Source organism: Bacterioplanoides sp. SCSIO 12839 (assembly GCF_024397975.1).
Taxonomy (GTDB): Bacteria; Pseudomonadota; Gammaproteobacteria; order Pseudomonadales; family Oceanobacteraceae; genus Bacterioplanoides.
Genome location: NZ_CP073745.1, coordinates 1,857,411 through 1,883,495 on the forward strand (window position 1 = coordinate 1,857,411; position 26,085 = coordinate 1,883,495).

At 48.9% G+C, this 26,085-nt stretch carries 19 protein-coding genes; 6 read left to right on the top strand and 13 right to left on the bottom strand.

The genetic code is table 11. The features are described 5' to 3' along the window. The first annotated feature begins 11 nt into the window (after nucleotides 1-11). Nucleotides 12-1,265 (top strand): chromate efflux transporter, encoded by a 1,254-nt coding sequence (gene chrA, locus KFF03_RS08635; RefSeq protein ID WP_255860689.1) that lies wholly within the window; start codon nucleotides 12-14, stop codon nucleotides 1,263-1,265. Here the strand turns inward: chrA and KFF03_RS08640 are convergent. Both KFF03_RS08640 and KFF03_RS08645 read right to left on the bottom strand, forming a co-directional pair. Further along, on the bottom strand, nucleotides 1,250-1,657 hold the full coding sequence (locus KFF03_RS08640; protein WP_255860691.1) for a DUF393 domain-containing protein: 408 nt from the start codon (nucleotides 1,655-1,657) through the stop codon (nucleotides 1,250-1,252). The genes chrA and KFF03_RS08640 overlap by 16 nt on opposite strands. An 18-nt stretch (nucleotides 1,658-1,675) precedes the next feature. After that, complete coding sequence (locus KFF03_RS08645) at nucleotides 1,676-3,037, bottom strand: HTTM domain-containing protein (protein WP_255860693.1); 1,362 nt, start codon at nucleotides 3,035-3,037, stop codon at nucleotides 1,676-1,678. A 109-nt stretch (nucleotides 3,038-3,146) separates the two neighbouring features. On the opposite strand from KFF03_RS08645, the gene KFF03_RS08650 reads away from it, so the two are divergent. Beyond that, nucleotides 3,147-3,548, top strand: coding sequence for a hypothetical protein (locus tag KFF03_RS08650; RefSeq protein ID WP_255860694.1), 402 nt, complete (start codon nucleotides 3,147-3,149; stop codon nucleotides 3,546-3,548). Between the two features lie 34 nt (nucleotides 3,549-3,582). Here the strand turns inward: KFF03_RS08650 and KFF03_RS08655 are convergent, their stop codons facing one another. The 6 genes from KFF03_RS08655 to KFF03_RS08680 form a co-directional block, all read right to left on the bottom strand. Continuing rightward, nucleotides 3,583-4,908, bottom strand: coding sequence for a HAMP domain-containing protein (locus KFF03_RS08655; protein ID WP_255860696.1), 1,326 nt, complete (start codon nucleotides 4,906-4,908; stop codon nucleotides 3,583-3,585). A gap of 171 nt (nucleotides 4,909-5,079) precedes the next feature. Beyond that, nucleotides 5,080-7,260 (bottom strand): DUF6351 family protein, encoded by a 2,181-nt coding sequence (locus KFF03_RS08660; protein ID WP_255860698.1) that lies wholly within the window; start codon nucleotides 7,258-7,260, stop codon nucleotides 5,080-5,082. Next, the gene (locus KFF03_RS08665; protein ID WP_255860699.1) at nucleotides 7,257-9,425 is read right to left on the bottom strand and encodes a DUF6351 family protein; all 2,169 of its coding nucleotides are present in this window, start codon (nucleotides 9,423-9,425) and stop codon (nucleotides 7,257-7,259) included. Before KFF03_RS08665 ends, KFF03_RS08660 begins: the two co-directional genes overlap by 4 nt. A 71-nt stretch (nucleotides 9,426-9,496) precedes the next feature. Next, nucleotides 9,497-9,937, bottom strand: coding sequence for a CreA family protein (locus KFF03_RS08670; RefSeq protein ID WP_255860878.1), 441 nt, complete (start codon nucleotides 9,935-9,937; stop codon nucleotides 9,497-9,499). A 117-nt stretch (nucleotides 9,938-10,054) separates the two neighbouring features. Further along, nucleotides 10,055-11,065: a rhodanese-related sulfurtransferase gene (locus tag KFF03_RS08675; RefSeq protein ID WP_255860700.1), complete on the bottom strand. Its 1,011-nt coding sequence runs from the start codon at nucleotides 11,063-11,065 to the stop codon at nucleotides 10,055-10,057. Between the two features lie 145 nt (nucleotides 11,066-11,210). Continuing rightward, on the bottom strand, nucleotides 11,211-11,438 hold the full coding sequence (locus tag KFF03_RS08680; RefSeq protein ID WP_255860701.1) for a hypothetical protein: 228 nt from the start codon (nucleotides 11,436-11,438) through the stop codon (nucleotides 11,211-11,213). Nucleotides 11,439-11,637: 199 nt separating this feature from the next. Between KFF03_RS08680 and KFF03_RS08685 the strand changes: the two genes are divergently transcribed. Further along, nucleotides 11,638-13,362: an endonuclease/exonuclease/phosphatase family protein gene (locus tag KFF03_RS08685; protein WP_255860702.1), complete on the top strand. Its 1,725-nt coding sequence runs from the start codon at nucleotides 11,638-11,640 to the stop codon at nucleotides 13,360-13,362. Between the two features lie 127 nt (nucleotides 13,363-13,489). Here KFF03_RS08685 and KFF03_RS08690 read toward each other — a convergent pair whose 3' ends face one another. Continuing rightward, a complete protein-coding gene (locus KFF03_RS08690) occupies nucleotides 13,490-14,269 on the bottom strand; it encodes an SDR family oxidoreductase (RefSeq protein ID WP_255860703.1) in 780 nt (259 codons plus the stop codon). A 226-nt stretch (nucleotides 14,270-14,495) separates the two neighbouring features. On the opposite strand from KFF03_RS08690, the gene nhaD reads away from it, so the two are divergent. After that, nucleotides 14,496-15,740 carry a sodium:proton antiporter NhaD gene (nhaD, locus tag KFF03_RS08695; protein WP_255860704.1) on the top strand — a complete coding sequence of 415 codons (1,245 nt, stop codon included), beginning with the start codon at nucleotides 14,496-14,498 and terminating at the stop codon, nucleotides 15,738-15,740. Nucleotides 15,741-15,763: 23 nt separating this feature from the next. Here the strand turns inward: nhaD and KFF03_RS08700 are convergent, their stop codons facing one another. From KFF03_RS08700 to KFF03_RS08715, 4 genes are all read right to left on the bottom strand, one after another. Then, on the bottom strand, nucleotides 15,764-17,059 hold the full coding sequence (locus KFF03_RS08700) for an ATP-binding protein (RefSeq protein ID WP_255860705.1): 1,296 nt from the start codon (nucleotides 17,057-17,059) through the stop codon (nucleotides 15,764-15,766). Next, entirely contained in the window at nucleotides 17,043-17,744 is a 702-nt protein-coding gene (locus KFF03_RS08705) for a response regulator transcription factor (protein ID WP_255860706.1), read from the bottom strand. Before KFF03_RS08705 ends, KFF03_RS08700 begins: the two co-directional genes overlap by 17 nt. A 42-nt stretch (nucleotides 17,745-17,786) precedes the next feature. After that, nucleotides 17,787-19,601, bottom strand: a complete 1,815-nt coding sequence (locus tag KFF03_RS08710; RefSeq protein WP_255860708.1) for a hypothetical protein — start codon at nucleotides 19,599-19,601, stop codon at nucleotides 17,787-17,789. Between the two features lie 98 nt (nucleotides 19,602-19,699). Then, nucleotides 19,700-20,488 (bottom strand): ABC transporter substrate-binding protein, encoded by a 789-nt coding sequence (locus tag KFF03_RS08715; RefSeq protein WP_255860709.1) that lies wholly within the window; start codon nucleotides 20,486-20,488, stop codon nucleotides 19,700-19,702. Nucleotides 20,489-20,738: 250 nt separating this feature from the next. Here KFF03_RS08715 and KFF03_RS08720 point away from each other — a divergent pair, with 250 nt between their 5' ends. Both KFF03_RS08720 and KFF03_RS08725 read left to right on the top strand, forming a co-directional pair. Beyond that, nucleotides 20,739-22,940, top strand: coding sequence for a ricin-type beta-trefoil lectin domain protein (locus KFF03_RS08720; RefSeq protein WP_255860710.1), 2,202 nt, complete (start codon nucleotides 20,739-20,741; stop codon nucleotides 22,938-22,940). A 189-nt stretch (nucleotides 22,941-23,129) separates the two neighbouring features. Continuing rightward, the gene (locus KFF03_RS08725; RefSeq protein ID WP_255860711.1) at nucleotides 23,130-26,066 is read left to right on the top strand and encodes a phosphatidylinositol-specific phospholipase C domain-containing protein; all 2,937 of its coding nucleotides are present in this window, start codon (nucleotides 23,130-23,132) and stop codon (nucleotides 26,064-26,066) included. The last annotated feature ends 19 nt before the right edge of the window (nucleotides 26,067-26,085 follow it).

Sequence of the window (26,085 nt, forward strand, 5' to 3'; positions counted from 1 at the left end):
TCATTTAACCAATGATGGCTATGGCTTCTTCAGACTCTCCTTCTTCGGCTGACACTTCCGGTACTTGGCTGGAAGTTTTTATCACGTTTCTCAAGCTGGGCTGCACCTCGTTTGGTGGCCCGGTTGCTCACCTGGGCTACTTTCATAAAGAGCTGGTTGAACGTCGACGCTGGCTCAGCGACGCTCACTACGCACAATTATTGGCGGTGTGTCAGTTTTTACCCGGGCCAGCCAGTAGCCAGCTGGGTTTTGCGCTGGGCTTAACCCGAGCAGGCTGGCGAGGCGCTATCAGCGCCTTTGTGGGTTTCACGTTGCCGTCAGCTCTGGTGTTATTTGTTGCTGCCGGATTGATGACAAGCATCGAAGGTGACTGGTTAACCAGTGTTATTCATGGATTAAAACTGGTGGCGGTGGTGATTGTCACCGATGCCGTTTGGGGAATGGCCCAGAAGTTGTGTCAAACCTGGCTAACACGAGCTATTGCGCTGATGGTTGCCAGTGGTTTATTGCTGATGACTTTCATGGACGGTGTTGCTTTGGGTATCTCAGTAGCGCTGACACAAATCCTGATGATTCTTCTGGCTGCGGTTGTTGGCTTTATTTTAAAACCCAGTGTTGAGGCGCAGGCTTCGGCGTTATTAACACTGAACTACGGTCGTAAACTGGGCAGTATATTCCTGTTGTTGTTTACGCTTTTGTTGCTGCTGACATTACCCGTCTTGAATCAATACGGTGTGTTGGTGATGGCCCGGGATTTCTATCAGGCCGGCGCATTGGTATTTGGCGGCGGTCATGTGGTGTTGCCTTTGTTGGAAAGTAGCACTGTAGCTGTCGGCCATCTTACAAATGAAGCTTTTCTGGCGGGTTATGGTGCCGCCCAGGCGGTACCAGGCCCTTTGTTTACTTTTGCTGCGTATTTAGGAGCTTTAGTACCAGCCGGAGCGACACCAGCCCTCCAGGCATTGGTCGCTATAATGGCAATTTTCCTGCCGGGGTTTTTATTGTTATTGGGCGTGTTGCCTTTCTGGGCTCAGCTTTCTGAAAAAGTGGCCGTGCGTCAGGCGCTGGTAACGGTCAATGCCGCGGTTGTGGGCTTATTGCTGGCGACGTTGGTTACACCCGTGATCAGTAGTTCCATCGTTAATGTCTGGGATCTTGCTGTTGCGGTCGGTGGATTGATGTTATTACGCAAGTGGCATTGCTCCCCGTTGGCGGTGGTGTTTTTTTGTGTTGTTTCTATTGTGTTGATTTATTCCTTCACCTGAATGGCTTTGCGCCCTAAGAGTCGCAATAACAACAGGCGTCCATTGCGTAATACCGGATACAAAACTTTGCCTAAAGCCGGGGAACGGAAAAAGAAAAACAGCAGGCGGTTAAGGTGATGTGATGGGCTGGTCATGGCCGTCAGCCAGGTGATGGCTTCGGCGCCCTGAACCATCGTATCCTGATAAATCACCGCCATGTTGTCATTCAGGTTAACCCCCTGATCCTGCAGCCACTGTACTTCCGGACGATCTTGCTCACGAGCGCTGATCAGCTCTAGTTGTCCGCTGAGCTGACGCAAACGAATGCCTCGGACAAAATGCTGGCACACCGGACATTCACCGTCGTAGACAATGATCATCTCCTGTTGATTCTGGTTCTCAGCGTTGCTCACAGAATTTACCTCTCAGAATTATCGGCTCGGTAGTGGTGTTGTCAGCGGTAAGATCCACTCGGTCGGCGTGATATTATAATCGACACTCAACAGATTAGTGGTTGGCGAAACGATACGCTGTCGTGGGCGACCATTCAGTGAGCATACTGAGTTGGTTGTAATGGAAACAATCGGGTTGTCTGATGCTAAAGATGGGCGGCCGTTACTGTAATGTTGCTCCAGAAAACGGGCAAATTTCCAGATCATATCGGGCTGGCAAGGCATGCGGTGTACCTGGCGTTTATTTAAGTGTTGTTGTGGGTAAACACGATACGTTTCGCCATTCTTGTAATGAATTAAAAAATCACTGTGCCCGTGTTTACTGCGAAGCTTCATTCGCCAGGCAAAACGGTGGCCTTCTTCACTCCAGGCGACATCACTGGGGTAAGCCAAATGCCGCAGCGGGATAAGCACCTGACACAAACTCCAGACAACAATTGCCGTCACAATCCAGCGACTTTTTTGATAGTTCTGAGCTAATTGTTCTGTACCGCTCTCAGCGAAGAACGGCTGGCGTTTAATGGTTGCCCAAAAGCGCAACGGCCAGTCAGGACCGAACACCAATAAGCTGGTGAACAGTGTCATCCACGGGAAAATACCAATGGTAAAGACAAAGTGATTGAGGGTGTGAAACGCGGCATAAACCAACATTACCCAGATGCGGGCAGGTTTCCATAATAACAATGGTGCGCCCAATAAATGCAGGCCAATGACACCATAAGCGGCGGTGGCAACAGCCCAGTCTTGTACAAATAACTCGCCAAAAAATGGCATGTGGCTGCGGTAAGATAACCAGGTTCTTAATGGCTCCAGTGCTAACCAATCAGGATTAAGTTTAACCAGTCCGGCATAAATTAAGATAACTTCAAGCTGAAAAATTAACAGCCAATAACACCAGGCGGGAACTGTCTGGTCTTTTGGCGATTTACGCCAGCTGTCAATCGACCATATTCGGTTGGCTGGCATAAATAACATCAGTACAGCAAACAACCAGACCATATAAAAATGATTTAAATAGCGCGATTCATCGAGCAAAAAGGTATAGGTAAAACCAAGGATAAACACCATCATGCTGGCGCGATAAAACAATCCGAGCGTGACCCCCAGAGATACGATGGCCAGTAACGCATACAACCATTGCATGCCAGATGAAGACAGTGGCTGAATCCAGTCAATGTTCCAGTAATAAAATAAAAAATCAGGCTCCTGATAATAACGCTCAATGTCGAGATGAAAGCCGTAGCGAATCATGTCCAATAGCAAAATTAAGCCCAGGCCAATACGAAAAACAGCCAGGGCGCTGGCATGAGCTGGTTGAAACCAGCGATCAATTAACGACACTCGGAGCACTCCTTAGAAAAAATACACAGCCGTAGTAACGATGTTCAGGATAACGGGTTATGATGACAGAAATATAATAGTTGAGAATTATTCTTAAAACGAGAGTGGAATGAAATTTCTAAAGTATGTAGCGTTATTCGCCATCACATTTGCGATTGTTATCTGGCTGGGTGTTAAAGATGCATTAACACCGGTAGTGAGAGAGGATATCCGCACACCGATCTACACGTTAGGTGACGGCTCTTATCAGCAGGCTCTGGCACAGCAGAAGCAGGTACTGAAGTTTGGCCCTATGTTTTGGGGCCAATATCCAGGAGGTTTGGCGTTTACGGATGCTGAACAAGCTCTGCACTATCTGAAGCAAAACCCTCAGAAGTTTTCAGGCTCAAGCGAGTGGGGTGTCTATCAGCTATCCGGCGATCTTGAGCGCGATGTTGACTATAACGGCTATAGCGGACAACTGCATATACGCCACTCACTGTTGGTGATTAAGCAGATTCCCACGATGTAACCCATGGGAACCTGGGATGTGCTGCCTGTTTATGTTATTGAATCGGCTGAATGTCACCCACAATAAAATCGTTGTTGGCCGGTTGATCCATACCCGCGATAATGGCATCGGCCATTAATTTGGCTAAGGCACGAATCAGTTCTTCCTGTTGTTGCGAAAACCCTTCCGGGTTATTGCTGCTGAACAATAAAATAAAGTTATTATGCTTTGGACATCGGAAAGGATACCCAACTACCTGATGTGCCATGGTGTTTTTGTGCAGTTCGCGCAAAAATCGTTCGTCGTGACGGGTGAGAGATAACTGTCGTAATGACTCGATGTTTAACCAGCCTGATTCAAGCGTGCTGGCTAATTCTTTGCCAAATGCTTTGTGCAGTGACACATGACGATGACGGAAGTTGTAATCCAGCGTGGTGGGTACGGATGTGTTCAGCTCTACGTTTTGTTCGTTAAATGCCATCAGGCCAATCCAGTTGCTACCTAATGCTTCACGGCCACTGTCGTAAATACTTTGCAACTTTTCACTGACGTCGCCAGGTTTATTAATATCGCCCAGCATATCCATCATCAGCTTTGAGCGAGCGGATAGTTCATTAAATGCCTGTTGCAGACGACGGGTTTCGCCAGAGCCATTTAAATCCACCTTTTTACCATAATCACCGGCTGCTACAGCTTCACATGCCCGGGTTGTCGATAAAACAGGACGCAAAATCCGCAGCGCAAACAAGCCCAGGGTCAATAATAAATAGGCCATCACCACCGAAATTAAACCGAGATTGACTTTGTCAGATGTAATGCCAAACCAGACATAAGCCTCATGAATCTGATTGGCTAATGACGTGGCTTCGAGACTCAGGCGCTCCTGGTTGTTGATGATATATTCGGCACCCCATTCCAGGCGTGGCTCTTTGGGGTCACCCAACTGAGCTTCAAGATCATCAACGAATAACAACCAGAAATGATGCCAGGCCGATTGCTTTTGAATAGCACGTAACAAAGGGCTGCCTTCCTGGGTTAACCAGCTGTAGGCAATGCTTTCACTCAGTTTGGTGACGTTGTTGTTGGCTTCACTAAAGCTGTTGTCGAGTGTGGTTAGTTGCTGACGGAACTGCTGGTAGAACACCGCGACATCGCGATTGTAGCTCTCAAAGTCACGGGGAGCGTTCAGTTTGTAGTGTTGGGCTTGTTGTTGCAGGTTCGCAATGTCCAACTGAATTTTATCCGCCTGAGCCTGCCAGTCTGTTAATTGTTTTTGCAGTTGCGTGGATTCGCGTTGACTCAGGGTCAGCAACAAAATAAACGCAATCATAATGGTGGCACCCAGCACAAACTGAGTCATAAGGCTTTTAAGTGGATTCATACTATTTTTCTGATTCATGCGATTGCTCTCCGGCGATTTGTTGCTCTGACCGAAGCCAAAAACACAAGTTCCGGGGAATGAAAAAAAATGTTATTCAACGTCAGATTGGCTTGTTATGTGACCTTTTTTGTAACTTAGCGGGAACTTTTACGGATTGGTGTTATCGCGTTTTTATTGGGCTGCACTGTCCGGTTTTGAATAATCACAGACCCCTTGGGGGAATATCGATTGCAGTTTTGTACGGTATTCTGCCGTGATGTTTAGCGGAGAATAAATTCCCGCGGTAATGGCGTCATCAATGCTGATGCGTTGGCAAAAAAGAATGGTAGCTGCGGCAGATTCTCCGGCGACCTGACGACTGCTGCGGAAAAATGGAAATCGCTGGGTGCAGTGGCCATCAGGCCGCTGATTCCATTCCCCATCCCATACGGAATGTCCGTTGGCAATAACTTGACCGTCCTTGTCAAAGCAACGATCGGTTGCCGTGGAGGGCTTCATGTTTTGTTTTGCGACAGATTCAACACTGTTGACTGAACCGGGTGATAGCCATTGTTCGATCGCTTCTAATGCCAGCCAATGGGCCTGCTTAAATGATTTGTCAGCGATCCAGATAGAATGATAGGCAGTCGATTGTCTGCTGGCATCCGACTTGTCGTGGTGGATGATGCGTTGTCGACTCGATATTGCAGACCAGGAGTGATGTATATCCAGTATGTCATCGCGATAACGGCGCACATCAATCAATGGCATATTCAATCGCCCGGTAAATATATGTCCGCCGTTGTATGCTCCTATGGCCGCACTATGACTACCCGGTATCCTGGGCGCAGAATTTAACGCTTTACCCTTATGGCTGAAATTTTCAGTTTGATAGGGTGAAAAGCTAAACAGTGACTTCTGTTGGCTCAGTAGCCAGAAGTTTTCTGGTTGTAATTCCTTTTGTGGTAACCAGCTGCCAATTTTCTGGTTTAAATCAAAAAAGTGCTCAGCGTTAATGTGCCCACGCTTCCAGGCTTGTAATCCATATTGAACCCCAACATTACTCCAGGGTATCTGAGCGTATCCATGTTCGTCGGTACCATAAATAAACTGATTGTCTTGCCAATGACTCCAGTGCGTGTCGTTTAATACCTTGTCACTGTAGCGCGCATGATGACTGTTAAAACGTGGGTTGTTCACCAGTTGTACGGAGCCACGCCAGGCGTAGTTACACTCAGTAGCACCAGATCTTTTGGGGTGTTGGTTGAAACGCAGCCAATTGGTCAACCTTTCCAGCCATTCACCACGAGGCGTGTAATTATTATTAAACGATAAGCCAGACACCCAGCTGCGATGTTGTGCTTTGTGCCAGAACGTTTTATCGGCAGCCAGATAATCAAAATAATATTCCAGTAACGGGCAATCCAGACCATAAGTAATCTGGCTAACCATGTCAGGGTAGGCATCTACCGCAACGCCTGCTTGTAATAGTGTTGGGTTATTTTGAGATAATAAATACTGTTGCAATGCACCGCCGGAGTCTCCAAAACCAATGGTGTATTTCGGCTGGCCATAACGACGTATAAATTGCTGCTTCACTCTTAACGCGGTGTCTTCCTGCAGCGTTATATTGTAGTGGTTGTCGGTTTCATTACCGGTTGAAAACGCAATGGCATATCCCTTTTTTAACGCGGGTTTCATATCACGGATGATTCGGTTTAGTCGTAATTTACCTTGTTGGTAGCCAATACCAATAGCGCCTTTAAAATGATAGATCAGTGCACCATTCCACTGCGAAAAGTCAGGGGCTTGTTCTGTGTCTTCGGAAGTTGTCGGAATCAGCAGGGCATAAATAAAACGATTGATGGTGCCGGTTTCGATGCGAATAAATAATTTTTCGTCTTTGAATTGTTTTAATTGCCAGCGTGTTGGCAGTGAACAGTCTTTACTGTAACCAATGACGGTTGACGTGATTTCTCCAGAAGAATTTTCCTGAAATACCGGAGTACCATAACCATCCTGATTATCCACGATTGGCTGGCCTAATCCTGATTCCAGCGACTGACATAAAAAAGGATATTGCTTAGGGCCAGAAAATAAGGAATCAGATGGCCCGGTGTCACCATAGGTAATGGGAAAATTAAATACCTCCTCCGGGCGAGGTTGTTGCCAGGGAGGAGGGCCAGAAAAAGCTTCAATTTTTTTAGTGTGTGTGTGTTGCGGGAGTGACTCAACGATTGGATAGGGTGATGGAATGTTCAGCTTTTGTTGCAGGAAAAATTCAGCGATTAATACCGCTACTAACACCGCCATGAAAGAACCCGATGAAATTACCAATAGCAATTTCATCGGGCTAGTGAATACTTTTTTCACGGTTTTGCCTGATCTGGCTGAGAATAATCACACACGCCGGTCGGAAAAATTTGCTGTAATTGCTGGCGGTAAGGGGTCATATCCAACGGTTGGTACATGCCTTTGGCTAATGCTTCGACAACCGGGATTTTCTGACAATGCAGCGTATAGCCGCTAATGGCATCTCCAGCGACATTACGACTGCTTTGGTAAAACGGCATTTGCTGCTGGCAGCTACCGTTTGGTTTGTTATTCCAGTGGCCATTCCAGACGTCACTGCCACTGGCAATCAACGAGCCGTCTGCGGCAAAACAACTGTCTTCGGCGGAGTCTGGAGGTGCAGCACGGCTAAGCCATTCGTCCATGCTGTCGAGAGCCATCCACATCGGATTAAAGCCGGGTTTGCTCATCCAGATAACGTGATTACTGGCGGGGTAGCCAGCCTCTATGATGCGCTGACGAATGGCACCACTGGCAAACCCGTGGTGAATATCGAGTTGATGATCAAGGTACTGGCGTACATCGATCAGAGGTGTGTTCAGTTTGCCATGAAACACCATGCCAGATTGGTAAGCGGCTTTGGCGGCGGCCAGGTTACCTTCATAACGTGGTGCCAGATTACGCACTTTGCCGTTGTGACTCATATTATGTTCGCCATAAGGACTGAAGCGTGACAAATCGCTGTCCATGCTGCGATACCAATAGTGTTCCTGCTTCATCTCTGATGCCGGTTTCCAGCTTCCGATACGGCTGTTGAGTTCGAGGAATTGTTCGATACTGATAGTGTTTTGTTTCAGTGCTGCCAAGCCGTACTGAACACCCGCGTTACTCCACAGCGATGGGGCATGGCCATTGTCATCAGTGCCGTAAATATGGGCGTTTTCCTGCCAGTGAGTCCATTGCGTTACGCTGCGAACGGCTTCACTGAAACGATGCATGTCGGTATGAAAGTTCGGGTTGTTAATCATCGCAACTGAGCCGCGCCAGCCGGCATTACATTCAGAGCCGGGAGCTTGTTGTTGCGGCCAGTTCAACTTTATCGCCTGAGCAAAACGATGCAATCCCGCCAGCATGGGTGACTTATGGTAATTGTTGCTCAGCCCCATGACCGCCTGACGGTTATCCGGATTGCGCCAAAACACCTTGTCGCTGGCGAGATGATCAAAATAGTACTCGAGTAATTCGCAATCCAGGGTGTAGGGCAGTTGTGTCACCATGTCCGGGTAGGCAACCACGGCAACAGAGCCATCAAGAATACCCGGGTGATTTTGTGATAATAAGAACTGCTGAATCGCGCCACCTGAGCCACCAAAGCCGATGGTGAATTGTGGTTCGCCATAACGACTGACAAACTGATGTTTGAGCCTGAGAGCAGTGTCTTCCTGAAGCTGAATGTTGTAGGTGTTGTCGGTTTCTGTGGCGCTTGAAAAGATCACGGCGTAACCCTTCTCCAGCGCGTAACGCATGTCTTTTGCCATGCGGTGCATACGCATTTTCCCCTGCTGAAAGCCGATGCTGATGCCCCCTCTGAAGTAATAAACCACTTTGCCATTCCAGCGAGACAGATCCGGTTTATCAATGTGGTCGGCAAAACTGGTGGGTAGCAAGATGCTGTACAGATGGCGATTAATGGTGCCGCTTTCGGCGCGGATTAACAGGTGAACATCTCTGGGAATGCCTAAATGATGATCGTCCTGACGACGTGGATGGCGATGGTCTTTTTCCCGGAAATAGAGGTAGTGATGGCGTGTTGGTAGCAGGCAATCTTTGCTGTAGCCAATGACCTGGTTGGTACGTTTTCCGGATAACGTGCTGGCAAAGACCGGCACGCCCCAACCATGATGATTGTCGATCAGCGGTTGGCCCAGGCGTGAATCCTCCGTTTGGCATAAAAACGGGTATTTTTCGCTCTGAGCAAACAAAGGTTCACTGGGTCCAACTTCGCCATATTGAATCGGAAATGAGAACGTTTCATCGGGTCTGGCGGAATCGGCCGGGTGATGAGCCGAATAGGGCGGGCGGTTTGGGGTAACAGAGCCGGGAGGTAAGCCCACCACCTGAGGGTAGTCGGTGATCAGCCCAAGCTTGGGCAAAATACCCTGAACATAGGCTGAGGCAGCGCCCAGGATCAGGGTTAACAGCAGAACCAACAGCAGGCTTAGCGCAAATCCGGGACGTTTCGTCACAGGCTTCCTCCTATTCGCTTACTCTTTGTTCAGAATAGCCAAGAATTGGAGGAAGTGTTGATTGATTCTGGCTATTGAGAGATTTCAGCAGCCTGTGATGGTGCTTGCCAGGCCTGAGTATTGTGCAGTGGCACGGTACTCAGGCTGTGTTTGTAACTGCCGTTAATTTCTTTGGTGGAGTAGGTCACATACATCAGTGTTTGTGAGCTGGCATCAAAGATACGGCGGGTTTTAAGTGTTTTTAATAAAACACTTTTGGACTTGCGAAAAATAACTTCACCAGAAGCCGAACGATCAATCTGAGCAATCATATTGGCGGTAATTGGCCCGGTCTGACGACAGGAAATCGAGGCATCACTGGGGTCCGAAAAATCCAGGTCGGCCTCAATGCTGGCAACATGACAGGTCACCCCGGTGACGACCGGGTCCTGCAGCACATTGATCTTGATATCTTTGGTGGTGAACAGTCCGAGGGAAACATCGCCCACCTCAGACTTGTCACAGCCGCTCATTAACAAGGATGTTGTTACCAATGCCAACACTGACGTTGCCAGTTGTGCAAGGCGCCCGTTATTCCGTTTCATCCGTTTTTCTGCTCCATGTTCGTTCCAGTGAAAAATCAGACCGTTTTATTGGCTGTTCAGCTTACGCTGTTGTTCTTTCAGCGCCAGCTTTTCTTTGCGACGCTGATCAATCACTTGCTGTAAATCAGTACCCAGGTGATCTTCACCGCGCTGCTTCGCCAGTTGCATCTGACGTTCACGCTGTTCAAAGCGGGCGCGTTGCTCTTCAGAGTATTCGTCAAAGCAGTGATGACAACTCACACCCGGGGTGTATCTTTCTGATTGCTTATCGGTTTCAGTAATCGGGCGGCGACAGGCGTGGCATTGGTCATAGCTGCCTTTTTCCAGCTGATGATCAACGGTTACCCGGTTATCAAAAACGAAACATTCGCCTTCCCACATCGACTCTTCAGCCGGAACGTCTTCCAGATATTTCAGAATGCCGCCTTCCAGGTGATACACCTCTTCGAAGCCTTGTTCTTTCATATAAGCGGTCGATTTTTCACAGCGAATACCACCGGTACAGAACATGGCCACTTTTTTCTGTTTGTTCGGGTCCATATTGTCTTTCACGTATTGAGGGAATTCGCGGAAGGTTTTGGTATTCGGGTCAACTGCCCCTTTGAAGGTGCCCACTTCCACTTCATAGTCGTTGCGGGTATCCACCAACACTACATCCGGGTCTGAAATCAGCGCATTCCAGTCCTGAGGTTTGACATAGGTGCCAACCACTTGTTTTGGGTCAATGCCTTCCACACCCATGGTGACGATTTCTTTTTTCAATTTGACCTTTGTGCGGTAAAACGGATTGCTTTCATCGTAGGATTCTTTGTAAACAATCCCGGCTAAGCGCTCATCCTGTTGCAACCACGCCAGTAAGGCATCGATGCCAGGGCGAGAGCCGGCAACCGTGCCGTTAATGCCTTCGCTGGCGAGCAATAATGTACCTTTAACGTCGTGTTGTAGCATCACGTCCAGTAATGGCTGGCGTAATGCCTCGAAGTTGTTGAGGGTGACAAATTTGTACATGGCGCAGACAACCACAGGCGTGTTGTCGGTTTGAGAAGAAACAGTCATTTTCATTTACCTTGCTGGCCGGAGCGTAAATCCGGTGCTTGTATTCGACCCAATAATATCGGGTTGTTTTTGTGAGGGCGCGGATTATAGCGGGGTGTTAATGCGATAACACCCGATGAAAAGTAAGGTTTATTGAGGTGGGAGCTTACTGCGGATTGTAAATATAGGCTTCGGTTTTGTGTGGGTCTTTCATGTCATCCATCTCTGGCTCTCGTTCGGCACGCAACGCGACCCAGCCTGCGACATCTTCGCGCCATTCTTCTACCGGACGAATTAAGGGGGCCGCCAGTATCTTGGCTTCGGTGCCACGGGTAGCAAACACCAGGTATTCATTCACTTTATAGGCTTTTAATGGCTGTGGCGCTTGAGGCACGAGCATGGCTCCTGATCTGAATTAAAACGTATGACAGGGCGGGTTATACCAGCCTTATTAACGCAGGTATAGCTCAGGGCTATATGTCGGTTTGGGTCAAATTAATAAAAAAGTCATAAAAATGTAACATTGCGTGAGCTAATACGTTAAAGTTCGTATCTCTAAACAGGAATAATTATCAAACAAGAGGCCGGAGCCCATGAAACGTTTTAACCACGCGGTACTGGTTAAATCCGCTTTGACGACATCTATTCTGTGTGCGTCGATGATGGCGGGTGCGATGTCCAATACCCCTGAAGCCCTCGATACCGACGTTGTTCTCACCAACAGCACTTTAGATACGTTAACTGTGACCCTGCAGGGCGATGCACGGGTAGAGGCCGTTGCCAGTGAAATACCGCCATTAGCGACACGTACAGTGGCCAGATTAGGTCGCGATAGCGACAGCAATACCGATTTGGATATTCGCTTATCCGCAGCGGATTACAGTTTCACGCTGACACAACAAACTCAGGGTACCGATCTGAGTTTTGCGGCCCAGTCGAGTGACTGGCAAGTGGCACAACAAAGCGACGAAGACATTCACCGTTTTAGTGTTAACCTTGCCTCCGCCGATGCGCAGTTAGCCGTTAAAGGAACCGATCTGGATGACGGCGGTTCACTTCAGTACGCCATTCAACCGCAACAGCAAAAACCAGCGCCAGGAGATGCGGGTGACTTCAGTGTTCTGAGCTACAACATCTGGGCGACTACCATTTTTGGCTCAAAAGAAGTGAGCACGCGCCTGCAACAAATGCCGGAAGTGATGGCTGGCTACGATGTATTGGTTTTGACCGAGGCCTTTGATCTGGCTCCCAGTAATACCTTGCTGAGCACTTTGCGTGATGAGTACCCGTACCAGACCGGGGACATTTTTAAAGGCGGTAAGTTACTGCAATCCGGCACGCGCATTGTGTCACGCTGGCCAGTTGAAGTAGAAGATGCTGAGGTTTTTGATGAGTGTAATGCAATCCAGTGTGCGGCTACGCGCGGTGTGATTTACGCCAAAATTCAGAAACAGGGCAAGGTTTACCACGTCTTTGCGACTCACACCCAATCATCGGACGACGATGACAATCGTAATGCCCGTAAAGCTCAGCTGCAGCAAATGGGGGATTATATCCGTAGCCTGAATCTGCCTGCCGATGAGCCAGTGATCATGGCCGGTGACTTTAACGTTAATAAAATTGGTCTGCCGGAAGATCGTGACTTTATGGAAGCAGTCCTGGATGCCCAGGAGCCTCAGAATAAGGGTCATAATCTGACCTTTGATTCCAATACCAATCACTGGGCAGAAGCACCTTACCTGGAGTATCTGGATTACACCTTGTTTGGCCGCAATAATCAGCAGCCAGAGTCGGCATCACAAACCATCATTGCGCCACGCTCAACCGTTGATGCGTTATGGGGCCAGTGGGATCTTTCAGATCACTATGCGGCGGTTGGTGAATTCCACTTTGATGCAAGCGGTGTCGAGCGTGCGCCATTCCCATACTTTGGTGATGTGGTGCACCTGCGCACTCACAACGGCCATTACATGCGCGCCATGAGTGGTGGCGGCAGCTTTATCTCGGCAGGTTCTGATGACATTGGTACCTGGGAGAGCTTTGTATTAGAACAAACAGAAAACGGTAAAGTATTGCTGCGTGCACGTGATGGTCACTACGTTGAGTTGGATTCTTACCTGGTTGGCACGCTGAAGGCGACTAACCACGACAAAGGTGCAGCAGCACAGTTTGAGCTGGTGGATCGTGGTAACGGCAAAATTGCGCTAAAAGCAGACAACGGTAAGTTCTTACGTGCCGACTTTGCGGGTGGTGTGGGTTTAAGTGCTGGTGCTTCTGTTGCGGATGATTGGGAAACCTTTGAACTGGTACGTCCATAGTTGTGAATGAGATCAGTCTGTGTGTGTTCACCGGGCTGATGAATCATTAATAAAAAAAGCTTCCCCGGTGTCGCTAGTTTAGCGTCGTCAGGGAAGCTTTTTTTATGCGTGCCAGATGGGCGAGTCGTTATTTCGATGAGCTCATCACCATCGCCGTAATCGGGAGAAATACCTTTCGGGGAGTTATGTTTTCACTGATGGCCATGGCCTTATTCAACCAGCCATGAACCACACGGCGTTTGCCTTTTAAGGTGGCGTTAACCGCTTGTTCGGCCACGGTTTTGGCGGACATCAGGCCAATACGATGGAACATACCAATTTTGTCAGAGCCTGCATGTTGGTGAAATTCGGACTCGGTTGGGCCGGGGCAGCTGGCGGTGACGATTACACCCTTTGATTTATTTTCCTGCCACAGTGACTCCGACAAGGCTTGCACAAAATTTTTGCTGGCATGATACAGCGCCAGATTAGGGCCGGGCATCAGCCCGGAAACCGAAGAAATATTAAGAATATAGCCGTGGCGTTGTTGCTGCATAGCGGGCAAATAATCAGCAATCAGCGCCGTTAACGCCGTGCAATTTAAGTCGATGGTGCGTTGATAGTCGACCATGTCGGTTTGCTCGAACTGACCGACCTGACCAATGCCGGCATTATTCACCAGAAACTCCGGGCTGATATTGAGGCTTTGTAATCTGGCCTTTAACTCAGCGCGAGAGTCCGGTTGCGAAATATCTGCAGCGACTACCTCCGTTTTGATACCGAACTGAGAGGATAGTTCAGACGCTAATTCTGCCAACAAATGTTCGCGCCGTGCCACCAAAATCAGATTGTATTGTCGCATTGCCAGTGATTTTGCGATTTCTGCACCGATGCCCGAGGAAGCACCGGTAATTAACGCCCAGCCCATAGTTTGCCCCTAACTGTATTTATTATTAGTGATCGAATTGTGCCGTGAATGACCAGCGCAGCACAGGTTATTTAACGTCGCTTTCGATGCTTTAGTCGTGTAATCAAAATGGGGTAAGCAGGAGCTGCTTGCCATTCGTGATAAATAGGCGTCTAATTTGTGCGCTTATTTCATCGCCTCGCAATGGGGTGACTTTTCCCGCTTTTATTTCAGATTAAGAAGACTCATGACGATTGCCATTATCATCATTGCCGCCATTGGTTTTTTATCCATCATCCTTGAAGAAGTCATTAAAATCGATAAGGCCAAGTCCACCTTGTTTTGGGGGACGCTGGCTTGGTTTGTGTATTTTATCGGCACCCACGATGCTGGTAATCCTGAGCTCGCTGTGGGAGTGCACCATACCTTTAACGAAAACCTGTTGGATATCGCCTCGTTATGGTTGTTCTTGTTTGCGGCCATGACCTTTGTGGCGTATTTGTCAGAGAAGGGCGTGATCCAGACCATGGCCTCAGCTTTGTTGCCCAGTCAGATTGGTTTAAAAACCTTGTTGTTTTTTATTGGCGGGTTTGCCTTTTTATTCTCGTCGTTGGCCGACAACATTACCGCGACACTGGTCTGTCTGGCGTTGATTAATAGCCTGAATTTAAGCAATAGCCAGAAATTACGTTATGCGGTTGTTGTTGTGTATGGCGTAAATGCCGGTGGCGTGTCACTGATCACGGGTGATGTCACAACGTTGATGATTTTCCTGGCGGGCAAGGTAGCGATTGCCGATTTATTGGGATTGATTATTCCGGCTTTTATTTCAGTGATGACACTTTGTGTCCTGCTGAGTTTTGGTTTAACAGGACAGTTGGCGATCGAAAAAAATAAAGCCGATCTGGATGTGGTGGACTGGACCATTACCGGGTTGTTTTTCTTAACCATTCTGACGGTAATTTTTGCCAATGTATTTTATGGGGTGCCGCCGGTATTAACCTTCCTGTTTGGCTTGGGGCTGATGTTTATGGTGGCTCAGTTTATCGACAAACAAGAGCCGCTGCTGGATTACATTCGTAAAATTGAATTTGATACCTTGCTGTTCTTCTTAGGGGTGTTGTTGCTGGTGGGCATTCTGAAAGAAGTGAAAGCACTGGATTCTATTCTGTTGATTTATCAGCACCTGGCACCGGCGCTGGCGAATTATCTGCTGGGCATTATTTCCGCTATTTTTGATAACGTGCCATTGACTTCAGCGCTGCTGAAATCCGGCATTGAAATGTCCACCAATGATTGGCTTGGGCTGACGTTCTCGGTCGGCGTGGGTGGTGCTATGTTGTCAATTGGTTCGGCTGCGGGCGTGGTAGCAATGAACAAGGTCAAAGGCCTGACCTTTATCAATTACCTGAAATACACGCCGTTATTACTGATTGCTTACAGTGTTGGTTATTTGCTGGTGATCTGGAGTCGCCAGTTGATGGTGGGGTGAGCGCCAGCCCAGTTGCCGGGCAATTAACGATTGTCCGGAAAATTCAGTACCACTTGCAGGCCAGGTTGGGCATCGTTAAGTGAAAGCTGAACATCCAGGCGTTGGCAGGCAGTGCTGACCAACGCGAGCCCCAGGCCAATGCCTCCCGAGCGTCGGTCGCGACTTTCATCCAATCGGCTGAAGGGTTGCAGCGCTTTTTCAATTTCAGATGCCGGAATCCCAGGGCCGTTATCTGTAATAATCAGAGAAACACGACCATAACGTTGCTTAAGTGACACATGAATCTGGTCGTGTGTGTAACGTTCCGCATTGCTCAGCAGATTGTCGATGATCAGCGTTAAAAAACGTTCATCGGTAACCAGGGTGCAGGCATCGATGTCGGCTTGCCAGCTAATGCTTTGCCCCTGTCCTTGTCTGCTATGCAATTTTTCCTGCAACCACTGATCGAGTGACAGGCTGGTCATGTTGGTTTCAGAATTCTGTAATCGCACCAGTTGCAGGCTGTTATCGGTGACTTTTTCCAGTTCATCCAGGTAGCGATCGAGGTCACCGAGCAGCTCGGTTTGTAATTCGTCGCCAGGTTGGCGCTGCAGTAATCCCAGTGCCAGTCGGGCGCGACTCAGCGGTGTGCGCATTTCATGTGCCATGGCGTTTGCCAGCAGGCGTTTTTCTTCCAGATTGCTGCGAATCAACAACACCATACGATTAAACCGGTGAGACAGTTGATCGAATGGTGAAATATTCAGTACCGGTAAGCTGACGGAATAATCTTCTTGCGCCAACGCGTCAGCTGCAGTTTCGAGTTGTTTCAGCCAGTTGATAAGGCGCTTAACCGGCCAATATAAAAACACAGCAATGGCCAGCAGCAGGATTAACGCCATCGCCGCTGCGGTGCTGATAATATCGGCGAATGGATCATCGTCAGCCGACTCCTGCAGGTGCTCCAGCGCATCACGAATCCAGATGTCAGGCTGATTATCGAGCTGCGCCTGATAGCCCATCTGGAATGGCATCACCAGGATACGATTATCGAAATAGGGCCAGTGCCCCAGTGTCTCAGGTTGAGTTGGAGGAGCCTCTTGGTTGATATCAAAATCTTCTATCGCAAAGATCTGTTGAACACAGTGATTGGTAAGGTCTTCGGTTTGGCATTTCATTTGCGAAATGAGCAGCACCTGCTGAATATCGCGGGCAAAATCCTGCCAGCTGTTTTGTTCTTCCAGGTAATAGATAGCGGTAAACAGGGCGCTTAACGTCAGCACCAGCGCCAGGGCAACGGTGCCATACAAATAGCGGAAAAAACTAACGGTTTTCATCATTGGCCAACATATAACCGGTACCCCGGATGGTTTTAATCCAGCGTTGCGGCGATTGGTCACCGAGACGTTTTCTGAGAGAGGAAATGCGCATGTCGAGTGAGCGATCGACACCGTCGTAATCAATACCACGCAAGCTCTTGTAACAGCGATCGCGACTGACCGCCTGGCCTTGATGGCGTGCAAGCAATTCCAGCAGGTCAAACTCGCCGCTTTGCAGCTCCACGGCTTCACCATTGAGCAATACTTCACGACGTCCTGGAATGATATCAATGGGACCACAGCGATAGTGCTCCGATTGAACGCTCTGGTGGCTACAGCGCTTTAACAACGCATGAATGCGCATCAGCAGCACATCCGGGCGGATCGGTTTGCGCACGTAATCATCAGCGCCACTGCGAAAAGCCGTGAGCTCGGAGATATCGTCTTCGCAAGCGGTGAGCATCAGAATTGGCCCCTGATAAAAAGAACGTACCTGCTGACAGACTGCCAGGCCATCCTGGCCCGGCAGCAGAATATCCAGGATCAGCAGGTCAGGACAGGACTGGCGCACAATATTCGGCGCCTGATCTCCACGCTGGCAGACTTGCACATGAAAGCCTTCGGTTTTTAAAAACACCGTCAACAAACGGCTGATTTCGGCATCGTCTTCAACCACCAGAATGTGTTTGCCTGCAAACTCGCTCATGACTGACTGCTGGATTCCTGTAAGAGAGAAAGAACGACCTGATTACAGGTCGTTTACACTGACTTGTCCATCGCTGAAGCGAATAAACTCGACATTTAACAACACATCGTGGCCATCCCGGCCAGAGACGGTATCTTCAACGTGCAGCTCAACGCCCTGTTGTGAAACCTGGTATTCACTTCTCAGGCCGTTAAACACCACCACATCATTGCTGCCAGCGGCTGCATCAATGCGGTTATCACCGGCGTTACCCTTCAGGGTGTTGTTTAACGCGTTAGCGAGAATATGGCTGTTGTTGCTACCGGTCAGCGTCACGTTGGATAAATACTGTGACTGGCTGGTGTACTCCAGGTTGGCATCGTATTGCATGGTGAAGGTTTCATTTGCGCCAAAGTCGCTGCTCACCGGCATGGTTGTGGTGATATAGGGCGGCCAGACTTCCTCGATGAAGGCGTAACCCTGCGGATCACGTTGTTGCTGCACATTACGCTTGGTGCCGACATAACCGTCCAGTCCGGCATCTGAGTATCCCCAAATACCGTAATAACCTTCAACAGCCGCGGCGAGGTATTCGTAACTGGTGGAGTCGTAGCCGTTGTCATCGGTTTCAGCGCGCCACTCGTTAACGTCTTCCTGAGTTGGGTTCCAGGTTTTATCAGCCAGTGCTTGATTGGCCAGGGTAACGGTGCGATCTTGCAGTGCTTTTTCTGCGGGCGCCATGCCGTGCCCCTGCATCAGGTGTAACACTTCTTCGTAGGTGGCATCGCGCGCATCAATTTCACTGCGCTTCAGGTAACCATGGCTGCCTTCAACAAAAACCTCGGTGGCATACAAATCCTGGCCGTGTTGTGCCAGTGGTGATTGCCCTAAAGGCCCCTCAAAAGCGGCCTCAGAATCCGATTGGCGATTAAATACAAACAAACTGGCCTGGTTATCTCCCAGCTTGCTGCTCATCTTATCTTTATTGGTATGGCCGGAAACATTCGTTAAATAATGTTGCATCACGGCGCGGGCTTTGGCCATTTGTAACTGTGATACCTGATCGGCGGCAAAAATATGAATCGCCTTTTTATTCGCCGTTTCCACCCAGGTGTATTGGTTGAACAGGGCTTTGATGCCTGCGTCCGTACTGGCATGGTCAGTGATCATATTCAGTTCTTTATCACTGGCGTTGCGGGTGGTAATGCCATGCTGAGTGCGTTCAGCTGCGGTCATCCAGTGAATATTCTCGGCAGTAGCAGCTTCAATGGTGAACCAGTAAAAGTCTTCATCAATACCGATGGATTGGTAGTAATCCAGATAGGGTTTATGTGACGCATGATCCCGTGGCAGGGTGCTGGCATCGTTGACACCATCGCCGGCCCAGGAATGAACACCAACCAGTACGTCAGGTGCCGCAAAACGTTCTTTTCCGGCAAGAAATAAGTCGACACCGCCAGAAGCAATTTCACCGCCGGGTGGCAGGTAGGTATTTAAGCCCAATTCACGCAAACGCAGACCGGCTTTCAGGTTCATTTCGTCATCGCTGGAGCCAGGAACATTGGCCATCACAATGGTTTTCACCTGAGGGTAATCTGTTACCAGTTTATTCAGCTGGTTAACAATGTTTGAAGTGATGTCACCGTCCATAATGGCCCAGTCGCCACGCACTGAAAACAATGGGCTGCTGTTGTTGGTATTGTTGTCGCTGTTGTTATTCGAGTTGCCATTGCCCTGACCCGCTTGAGGTTTGTTGTCGTTACTGCTTGATGATGAGCCGCAGCCAACCATGACCAGTGCTGTAGACAGAGTAGCGGCGATTAACGCCTGTCTGAGAGTTTGGTTTTGTTTTTGGTTTTGTTTTTTGTGTGGGTGCATTCGTGGTTCTCCTGATGATTAAGAACCAGTGTAGACAGGGGGTACGATAACGAATATCTGGCTTATGTCTTAAGTTTGTAAGCAGATGTCAGCCATTATTAATGAGCTGGGTGGGTATCGGATGGTTTGGCTAACCGGAGTGAATCATCCGGCATCTGAGGTTGATAGAGCCCCCAGTTGTATCGTTGATACAGGCGTGCAACTTCACCTTGTTGTAAGAGCTGTGCAAAACCGCGATCGAAAGCATCGCGCATTCTGATGCCACGTTGGGTGTTGCGAAAGCCAATCAATAGCGGCAATTGCATCAAGGGCGTTACTTTGAGCTCAGCATCGATAAAGGCGGATTTTTGTATGGAGGGTTCATACAGAGTGGCTGGAGTCAGATATGCATTCAGGCCATGGCCGGATAACAGCATTTTTAAAGCATGCTCCTGCGAATCAACCTCGTGAATGTCGACCGGAACGTTCAGGTAACGATCAAAACGGTACCCTCTGAGCCACGCCAGTGTGCGATTGCGCAGATCATCCTGAGAATGCAGTGGCATGTCACAGTCGCTGATGGCCAGGATTTCATCGACATCGATATGATGTTTTGAATAAACGGCTGCCTGCACTTCATCAGGGTAAGACGCCAGCCAGGCATCGGCGTTGCCATGCACGACTTGTTCGACTGAGCGCGCATAGGGCATATGGGATGTTGTTACGTTAATGTCTTCCAGAGCGAACGCCTGTTTCACCAGCTCCCAATACAGGCCGCTGCCGTCTTCAAGTGTTGCCCCGGGCCACAAGTCGCTGACGATGTGGATGGTATTGCGTTGCGTCTCAGCCTGAACCGTAAGCATCGACATCATGACCAGAAACACTGTTGCTCTCAGTAGATGGGTCAATGGAAATTCCTATACGTATTTGTACTTATCTTAGAGAGTTGCCGGAGTGTTTGCAGAAAGACTTTCGTATCGTTTTGTTAAAGGTTTTCGCCTCCGTTGTTTCCAAAACTGTCGTGAAAGGCCAGTGGATTGACGGGATAGGCCATATTTCTTGTGTGGTTGATCGGACTAAAATCCCGGAATCAAGCTATAGCAGTGAATCAACTGCTCAGTAGCTTTATTCTCATAAAAACAATAAAAAGGCTGGAATATGAGCATCCTGAACAAAGCACTGGCTGGTGGCTTATTGCTGAGTGCAAGCAGTGCCACAATCGCCATGAGCGGCGCACCGGCGTCGGTTGATACCGATAACTCCGAATTAAGTAATTATCACACCACCTGGGAATACAAAACACTCACTCGTCAGAGCCTGCTGGATAATGCGGTGCCATACAGTCAGGGCTTCCGACTTCAGGCACACAATGCTTTTAACAGTTCTGCTTACAGTTCCATCGTATACCTCGACCCTAATCATGGCCTGAGTATTACCGAGCAGCTGGAAGCCGGGGTTCGACAACTTGAGCTGGATGCCCACTGGATCTGGCAAACCAAAGACATTCCGAATGGTAAGGCGCTGTTGTTGTGTCATGCCCAGTCCAGTCATTTCGGCTGTAGCGGCCTGGAGCGTTACGTGCGCGACGCTACCGAAGAGATTCGTAACTGGCTGAATAAAAACCCTCAGGAAGTGATCGCAATCTACGTGCAGGATGAAGCGGAAGGGGAATACGACGAGCTGGTCGATGCCTTTGAACCCCTGCATGACCTGATTTATAAAGCAGCTCCACGTAACGAAGTGCGCAGCACATACGAAGTGGTTAAAACCTTGTCTGAGGAAGACATTCTTGCGGCTGGCAAGCAAGTGTTGGTTATGAGCGGCGCGAAGGGTGCGTTTACCTATTATTCCCATGATGGTTCATACAACGGCATGGGAGCTGTAGATGACTTTGCCGCGCTGGATGAATCGGAATGTATTGACGATATGAGTCGTCAGCAGACCCATCACCGTTTATTTGATGACGGTACCAATATCGGCGCCATCTTTGTCGGTGAAGGCACTATCACACCTGCTTTGGCTGCTAAGGCGGTACGTTGTGGTGCATCGGCACTGGGTGCGGATCATCTGACCATTGGTGATGACCGTGCTGCGGCAACAATCTGGAGCTGGGCACAAGGCTACCCACAAGCGGCCCAGGTTAATCACGATTGTGCGTATCATGGTGCCGACGGTCGCTTCCGCGATTCTAACTGTGCTGATGATGGCAAATACGCTTGTAAAACAATGGACGGTCGTCAGTGGGCAGTATCGGGCATGGGTACAGAGAATACTTATGCTGCTGGCCAGGCGGCATGTCAGGCACTGGGCTCCCAGTGGCACTTTGGTGTTCCTACTAATGCTCAGCAAAACGAAGCCCTTAAGCGTGCTAAGGCGGCCGTTGGTACCGGGGCTATTTGGCTTGACTACCGCGATACCGTGAGTGAAGGCACCTGGGTAACTTCGGCTCACCAGTTAAGTTACGACGGCGGCGTTGCAGACCTGAAAGCCGTGAAACAAGGTGAAACCTACAAATTCTTTATGAAAGCCACGGCGGTTGATTGCGAATTCCAGTGGGAAGGAGGTTCAGCAACCGAGCGTGACGCCAAGTTTGATTGCCAGAGTACGCCTGATCCGATGATGTTCACTGCAATCGCGGACCCTCAGATCGAAGCCAATGGTAATGTCAGTATCGCGGGTTATATCAAAACCCAGATTGGCGACCAGTTGTGTGGTTTGGAGTGGGATGGAAGCCTGCAAAGTGACAACGAGCGCAATGCTAAGTTTGACTGCGATGGTAATGCGGACCCTCTGGTCATCACCAGCCTTGAAAATGGCACCTCAGATCGGGTGATTATCACGTCGAATGGTTGTGGCTTGCAGTGGGAAGGTGGCAGTGCTGATGACGACGGTGAACGTACCGCTAAATGGGATTGTGGCCCAGCTCACGATGAGCTGAAAATCTACGGTGTCGTTGCCCCAAGCGATTACCGCGAGCTGCGGGTTGCCAGTTCAAATCAATGTCTGGACTTTGAAGGAGTTGATCCGGCAAATGGTGCCAAGGCGATTGTTCATGACTGTGCTGGTGTGGCCTGGCAGAAATGGAAATATGAGCCAAACACCGGTTTGTTGCGCAGCAAGCAAAATCCGGATTATTGCCTGGATCATGCCAGTACCTTCAGTGATGGCGCACGTCCTCATATGTGGCAATGTGCCAGCTGGAGCGACAATCAAAAATGGGATCGCATTGGTGATACCTTCCGCCCACGCTTCAATCACAACTTCGTGCTGGATGCATTTGGCTCATCAAATGGAGATGCCGCAGGGTTATGGAGTGTTCACAATGGCACAAACCAGCAATGGACCTTTGGCAATGATTAAGTTTTAAAAGTCCGTTAAAACAAAAATAAGAAAACTGCGCCGCATTCAATCAATGAATGCGGCCGTCACATCATTCATCAGTGCTGTATTAATCTACTTAGGCATGGATATTAGGGCGTGCTCGTTCTAATACGGGAGTGTAGGTGCAGCATGGAACATCATGGATGTTACTTAACCGAGAGAAATACCATGAAACTACAAAAAACAATGCTTGCTGCATCATTGCTTGGGCTGGTGGGGTTTGCTCAGATCAGCACGGCGCACAATGATGGTGGCTACAGCCATGACTCCGGAGCGGTTGCTAATAACGTTGACTGGATGAGCCGTTTATCGGGTAACCTGAAAGTGAGTGAAATCAACCTGCCAGGCACTCATGACACGATGTCGATTAAATCCGGCGACATCTGGCAAAACCAAACGATGACTTTACGTCAGCAGTTGGATTCAGGTGTTCGGGTATTCGATATGCGTACCCGTCATATCAACGACACCTTTCGTATGCATCACGGCATTATCGCTCAGGACACCTACTTTGATGATGTATTAAAAGATATTGATGGTTTCCTTGAAGCCCATCCAACGGAAACGGTCCTGTTTCGTTTGCGCTCAGAACATACTCCTGAAAACAATACCCGTAGCTATGCAGAAACACTTGAAGAATATCTGGCTGAGCATGGCGGTAAGCGTTGGGTTCCAACTAACAATAATCCAACACTGAACGAAATCCGTGGCAAATTCGTGATTTTGCAAGAATTCAGTGGTGGTACTTACGGTTTGTCGTATGGCGCTATTGATAAGCAAGATGACTATAAATTAGACACGAATTGGGATTTATACGACAAGTGGATAGCCGTTAAAGACCATATGGAAAAGTCTGAATCCGGTAGTCGCGATACTCTGTACATGAATTATCTGAGTGGCGCAGGTGGCTCATTCCCTTATTTTGTCGCCAGTGGGCACTCAAGCCCCGACACGTCTGCCCCAAGGTTGGCTACAGGGTTAACCACACCGGGCTGGGCGAATTCGTATCCAGATTTTCCGCGCACCAGCTGCTTTATTGGTATTTGTACTATTTCGTTTGAAGGTACCAATACCCTGACGGCTGATTATATCGCTAATGGTCAGGCTGGCTTTGTTGGCATGGTGATGGCTGATTTTCCCGGGAAAAAATTAATTGAAAACGTTATCAACATGAATGACCTGAGCGGCTATACCTATAAGGAATTTAACTGGGGTAGCGGAACGGACGAAAATACTCGCTTATGTAATGGTAGTAGTGCTTGTGTTGAGGGGGATGCTTTTACTGACAACGCACCTGCCAGAAAAGACAAGCTGACTGTTGTTAGCTACAACGTTAAGCGACCTTCCGCTGCGAATATCCAAAACCAGATTGAGTGGCTGAAGGATAAATATGGTGCGCAGGGCCCAGACGTTATTTTATTGAGCGAAACCCAGCGCGGTGCTTCTTGCGGTGCGGGTCGCAACACCGCCCGTGAGTACGCAAAAGCTTTCAATGGTTATTATGTGAATGCTAATGAAGATGGCCCGAGCTCTAGCTGTCAGACAGGCAATGCGATTGTTTCCCGCTACCCGATGGGGAATGTCGGTATGATCCGCTTTAATGCCCAATCGGATGGTAGTTGGTCGAATAACCCTCAGGCTGGGCGTAATGCCGTTTATGCGGATATTAATGTTGGTGGCGATGTGGTGCATGTATATTCCATACACACGCATCATAGCTTTGGCATTGAGGGCGATTCTATCCGTAAGAAGCAACACGCTGAGATGGTGCAGCATGCGGAAGGTAAGCCTTATAGCAAAGTTCTGGGTGGCGATTTTAATGCCATTGGCCATGTGTTTGCAGATCCAATTGGCCTGCACGATATTTCACTCAATCCTGTATTTGATAAAGGTTACGCCGATGCTCACGATAGCCTGTCGACTTCTGGGCGAATCACATCAGAAGCAGGATTGCTGGACGGTGACTGGACCCTGATTCTGGACTTTATTTTTGCTAAAGATGGCAGTACGTCGAATGCTGGATTGTGTACCAGTGATTATTGTCGCAACAGTGACGTAATGTCTGACCATGTTCCTATCTGGGCTGATATCAGCTTCGCAGGAAATGGAGCTGCGCTTTCTGCTATAAAGATTAATGAGATGAAATCTGGAGATCGCTTCTCATTTAAACTGGCGACTAAGATAGGCTCATCCACTTGTAAGATGGAATGGGATGGCGGTGAATCAAATGGCGAGCGTAATGCTAAATTTGACTGTAACTCAGCGGGTGATGAACTGACATTTGTTGTGAATGCCGACCCCTGGGTCGATCATAATGGTTATCAGGCAACTCGTGGCTACATTTTAACCCTGGATGGAACGTGTGGTCTGGAGTGGGATGGAAGTCTGCAAGATGATAATGAGCGCAACGCGAAATGGGATTGTAGCAGTGGTAAGGATGAAGTTTACCTCACCAGTCATGCCGATGGCGGCCTGGATGACGTTATCATTACGACGGTGAGCAATATCTGCGGCCTGCAATGGGAAGGTGGTTCGGGTGTTGAACGTGATGCCAAGTTTGATTGCGACCCATCCTGGGACACATTCAGCATGGTTGAGCTGCGCCCGGAAGCCATTACCCCAGCTACCATGCAGCAAGGTGATACTTATGGCATGACAATTCACTCCGTGGTTGATCATTGCGGACTTGAATGGGGAGGCTTTATTGCTGAGCCTGAACGTATTGCTAAGTTTGATTGCAGTGGCAGTGCTGATCCGGTTCAGTTTATTGCAACAGATAGTCCGGTCGACAACGGAAACGGCACCACCTCGGTCAGTGGTAAGCTGTATTCTCATGGTGGTTCTTGCGGTTTAGAGTGGGGTGGGGTCACCAGCGGCTCTGATCGAAAAGCTAAGTGGGATTGTGCGGGTAATGCTGACCCACTGGTGATAACCACCAAAGCGGATTCTAACGATGTTTATATTCATGCAAGTAATGGATGTGGCCTGGAGTGGAGTTTGACGTCTGTGAATAACGAGCGAGAAGCCAAATGGGACTGTAATGGCAGTGTTGGTGACAGTTCGAATGCAGACAGCTTAACGCTCTCTGGTGTGACTAAGCAGTAAACGACCTGTGTTGTGAAAG

Coding starts and splice junctions, on each gene's coding strand:
- KFF03_RS08725 (WP_255860711.1), top strand. CDS start 23,130: ATGAAACTACAAAAAACAATGCTTGCTGCATCATTGCTTGGGCTGGTG.
- KFF03_RS08705 (WP_255860706.1), bottom strand. CDS start 17,744: ATGAGCGAGTTTGCAGGCAAACACATTCTGGTGGTTGAAGACGATGCC.
- KFF03_RS08720 (WP_255860710.1), top strand. CDS start 20,739: ATGAGCATCCTGAACAAAGCACTGGCTGGTGGCTTATTGCTGAGTGCA.
- KFF03_RS08655 (WP_255860696.1), bottom strand. CDS start 4,908: ATGAATCCACTTAAAAGCCTTATGACTCAGTTTGTGCTGGGTGCCACC.
- KFF03_RS08690 (WP_255860703.1), bottom strand. CDS start 14,269: ATGGGCTGGGCGTTAATTACCGGTGCTTCCTCGGGCATCGGTGCAGAA.
- KFF03_RS08710 (WP_255860708.1), bottom strand. CDS start 19,601: ATGCACCCACACAAAAAACAAAACCAAAAACAAAACCAAACTCTCAGA.
- KFF03_RS08700 (WP_255860705.1), bottom strand. CDS start 17,059: ATGATGAAAACCGTTAGTTTTTTCCGCTATTTGTATGGCACCGTTGCC.
- KFF03_RS08675 (WP_255860700.1), bottom strand. CDS start 11,065: ATGACTGTTTCTTCTCAAACCGACAACACGCCTGTGGTTGTCTGCGCC.
- KFF03_RS08685 (WP_255860702.1), top strand. CDS start 11,638: ATGAAACGTTTTAACCACGCGGTACTGGTTAAATCCGCTTTGACGACA.
- KFF03_RS08670 (WP_255860878.1), bottom strand. CDS start 9,937: ATGAGCGGCTGTGACAAGTCTGAGGTGGGCGATGTTTCCCTCGGACTG.
- KFF03_RS08650 (WP_255860694.1), top strand. CDS start 3,147: ATGAAATTTCTAAAGTATGTAGCGTTATTCGCCATCACATTTGCGATT.
- nhaD (WP_255860704.1), top strand. CDS start 14,496: ATGACGATTGCCATTATCATCATTGCCGCCATTGGTTTTTTATCCATC.
- chrA (WP_255860689.1), top strand. CDS start 12: ATGATGGCTATGGCTTCTTCAGACTCTCCTTCTTCGGCTGACACTTCC.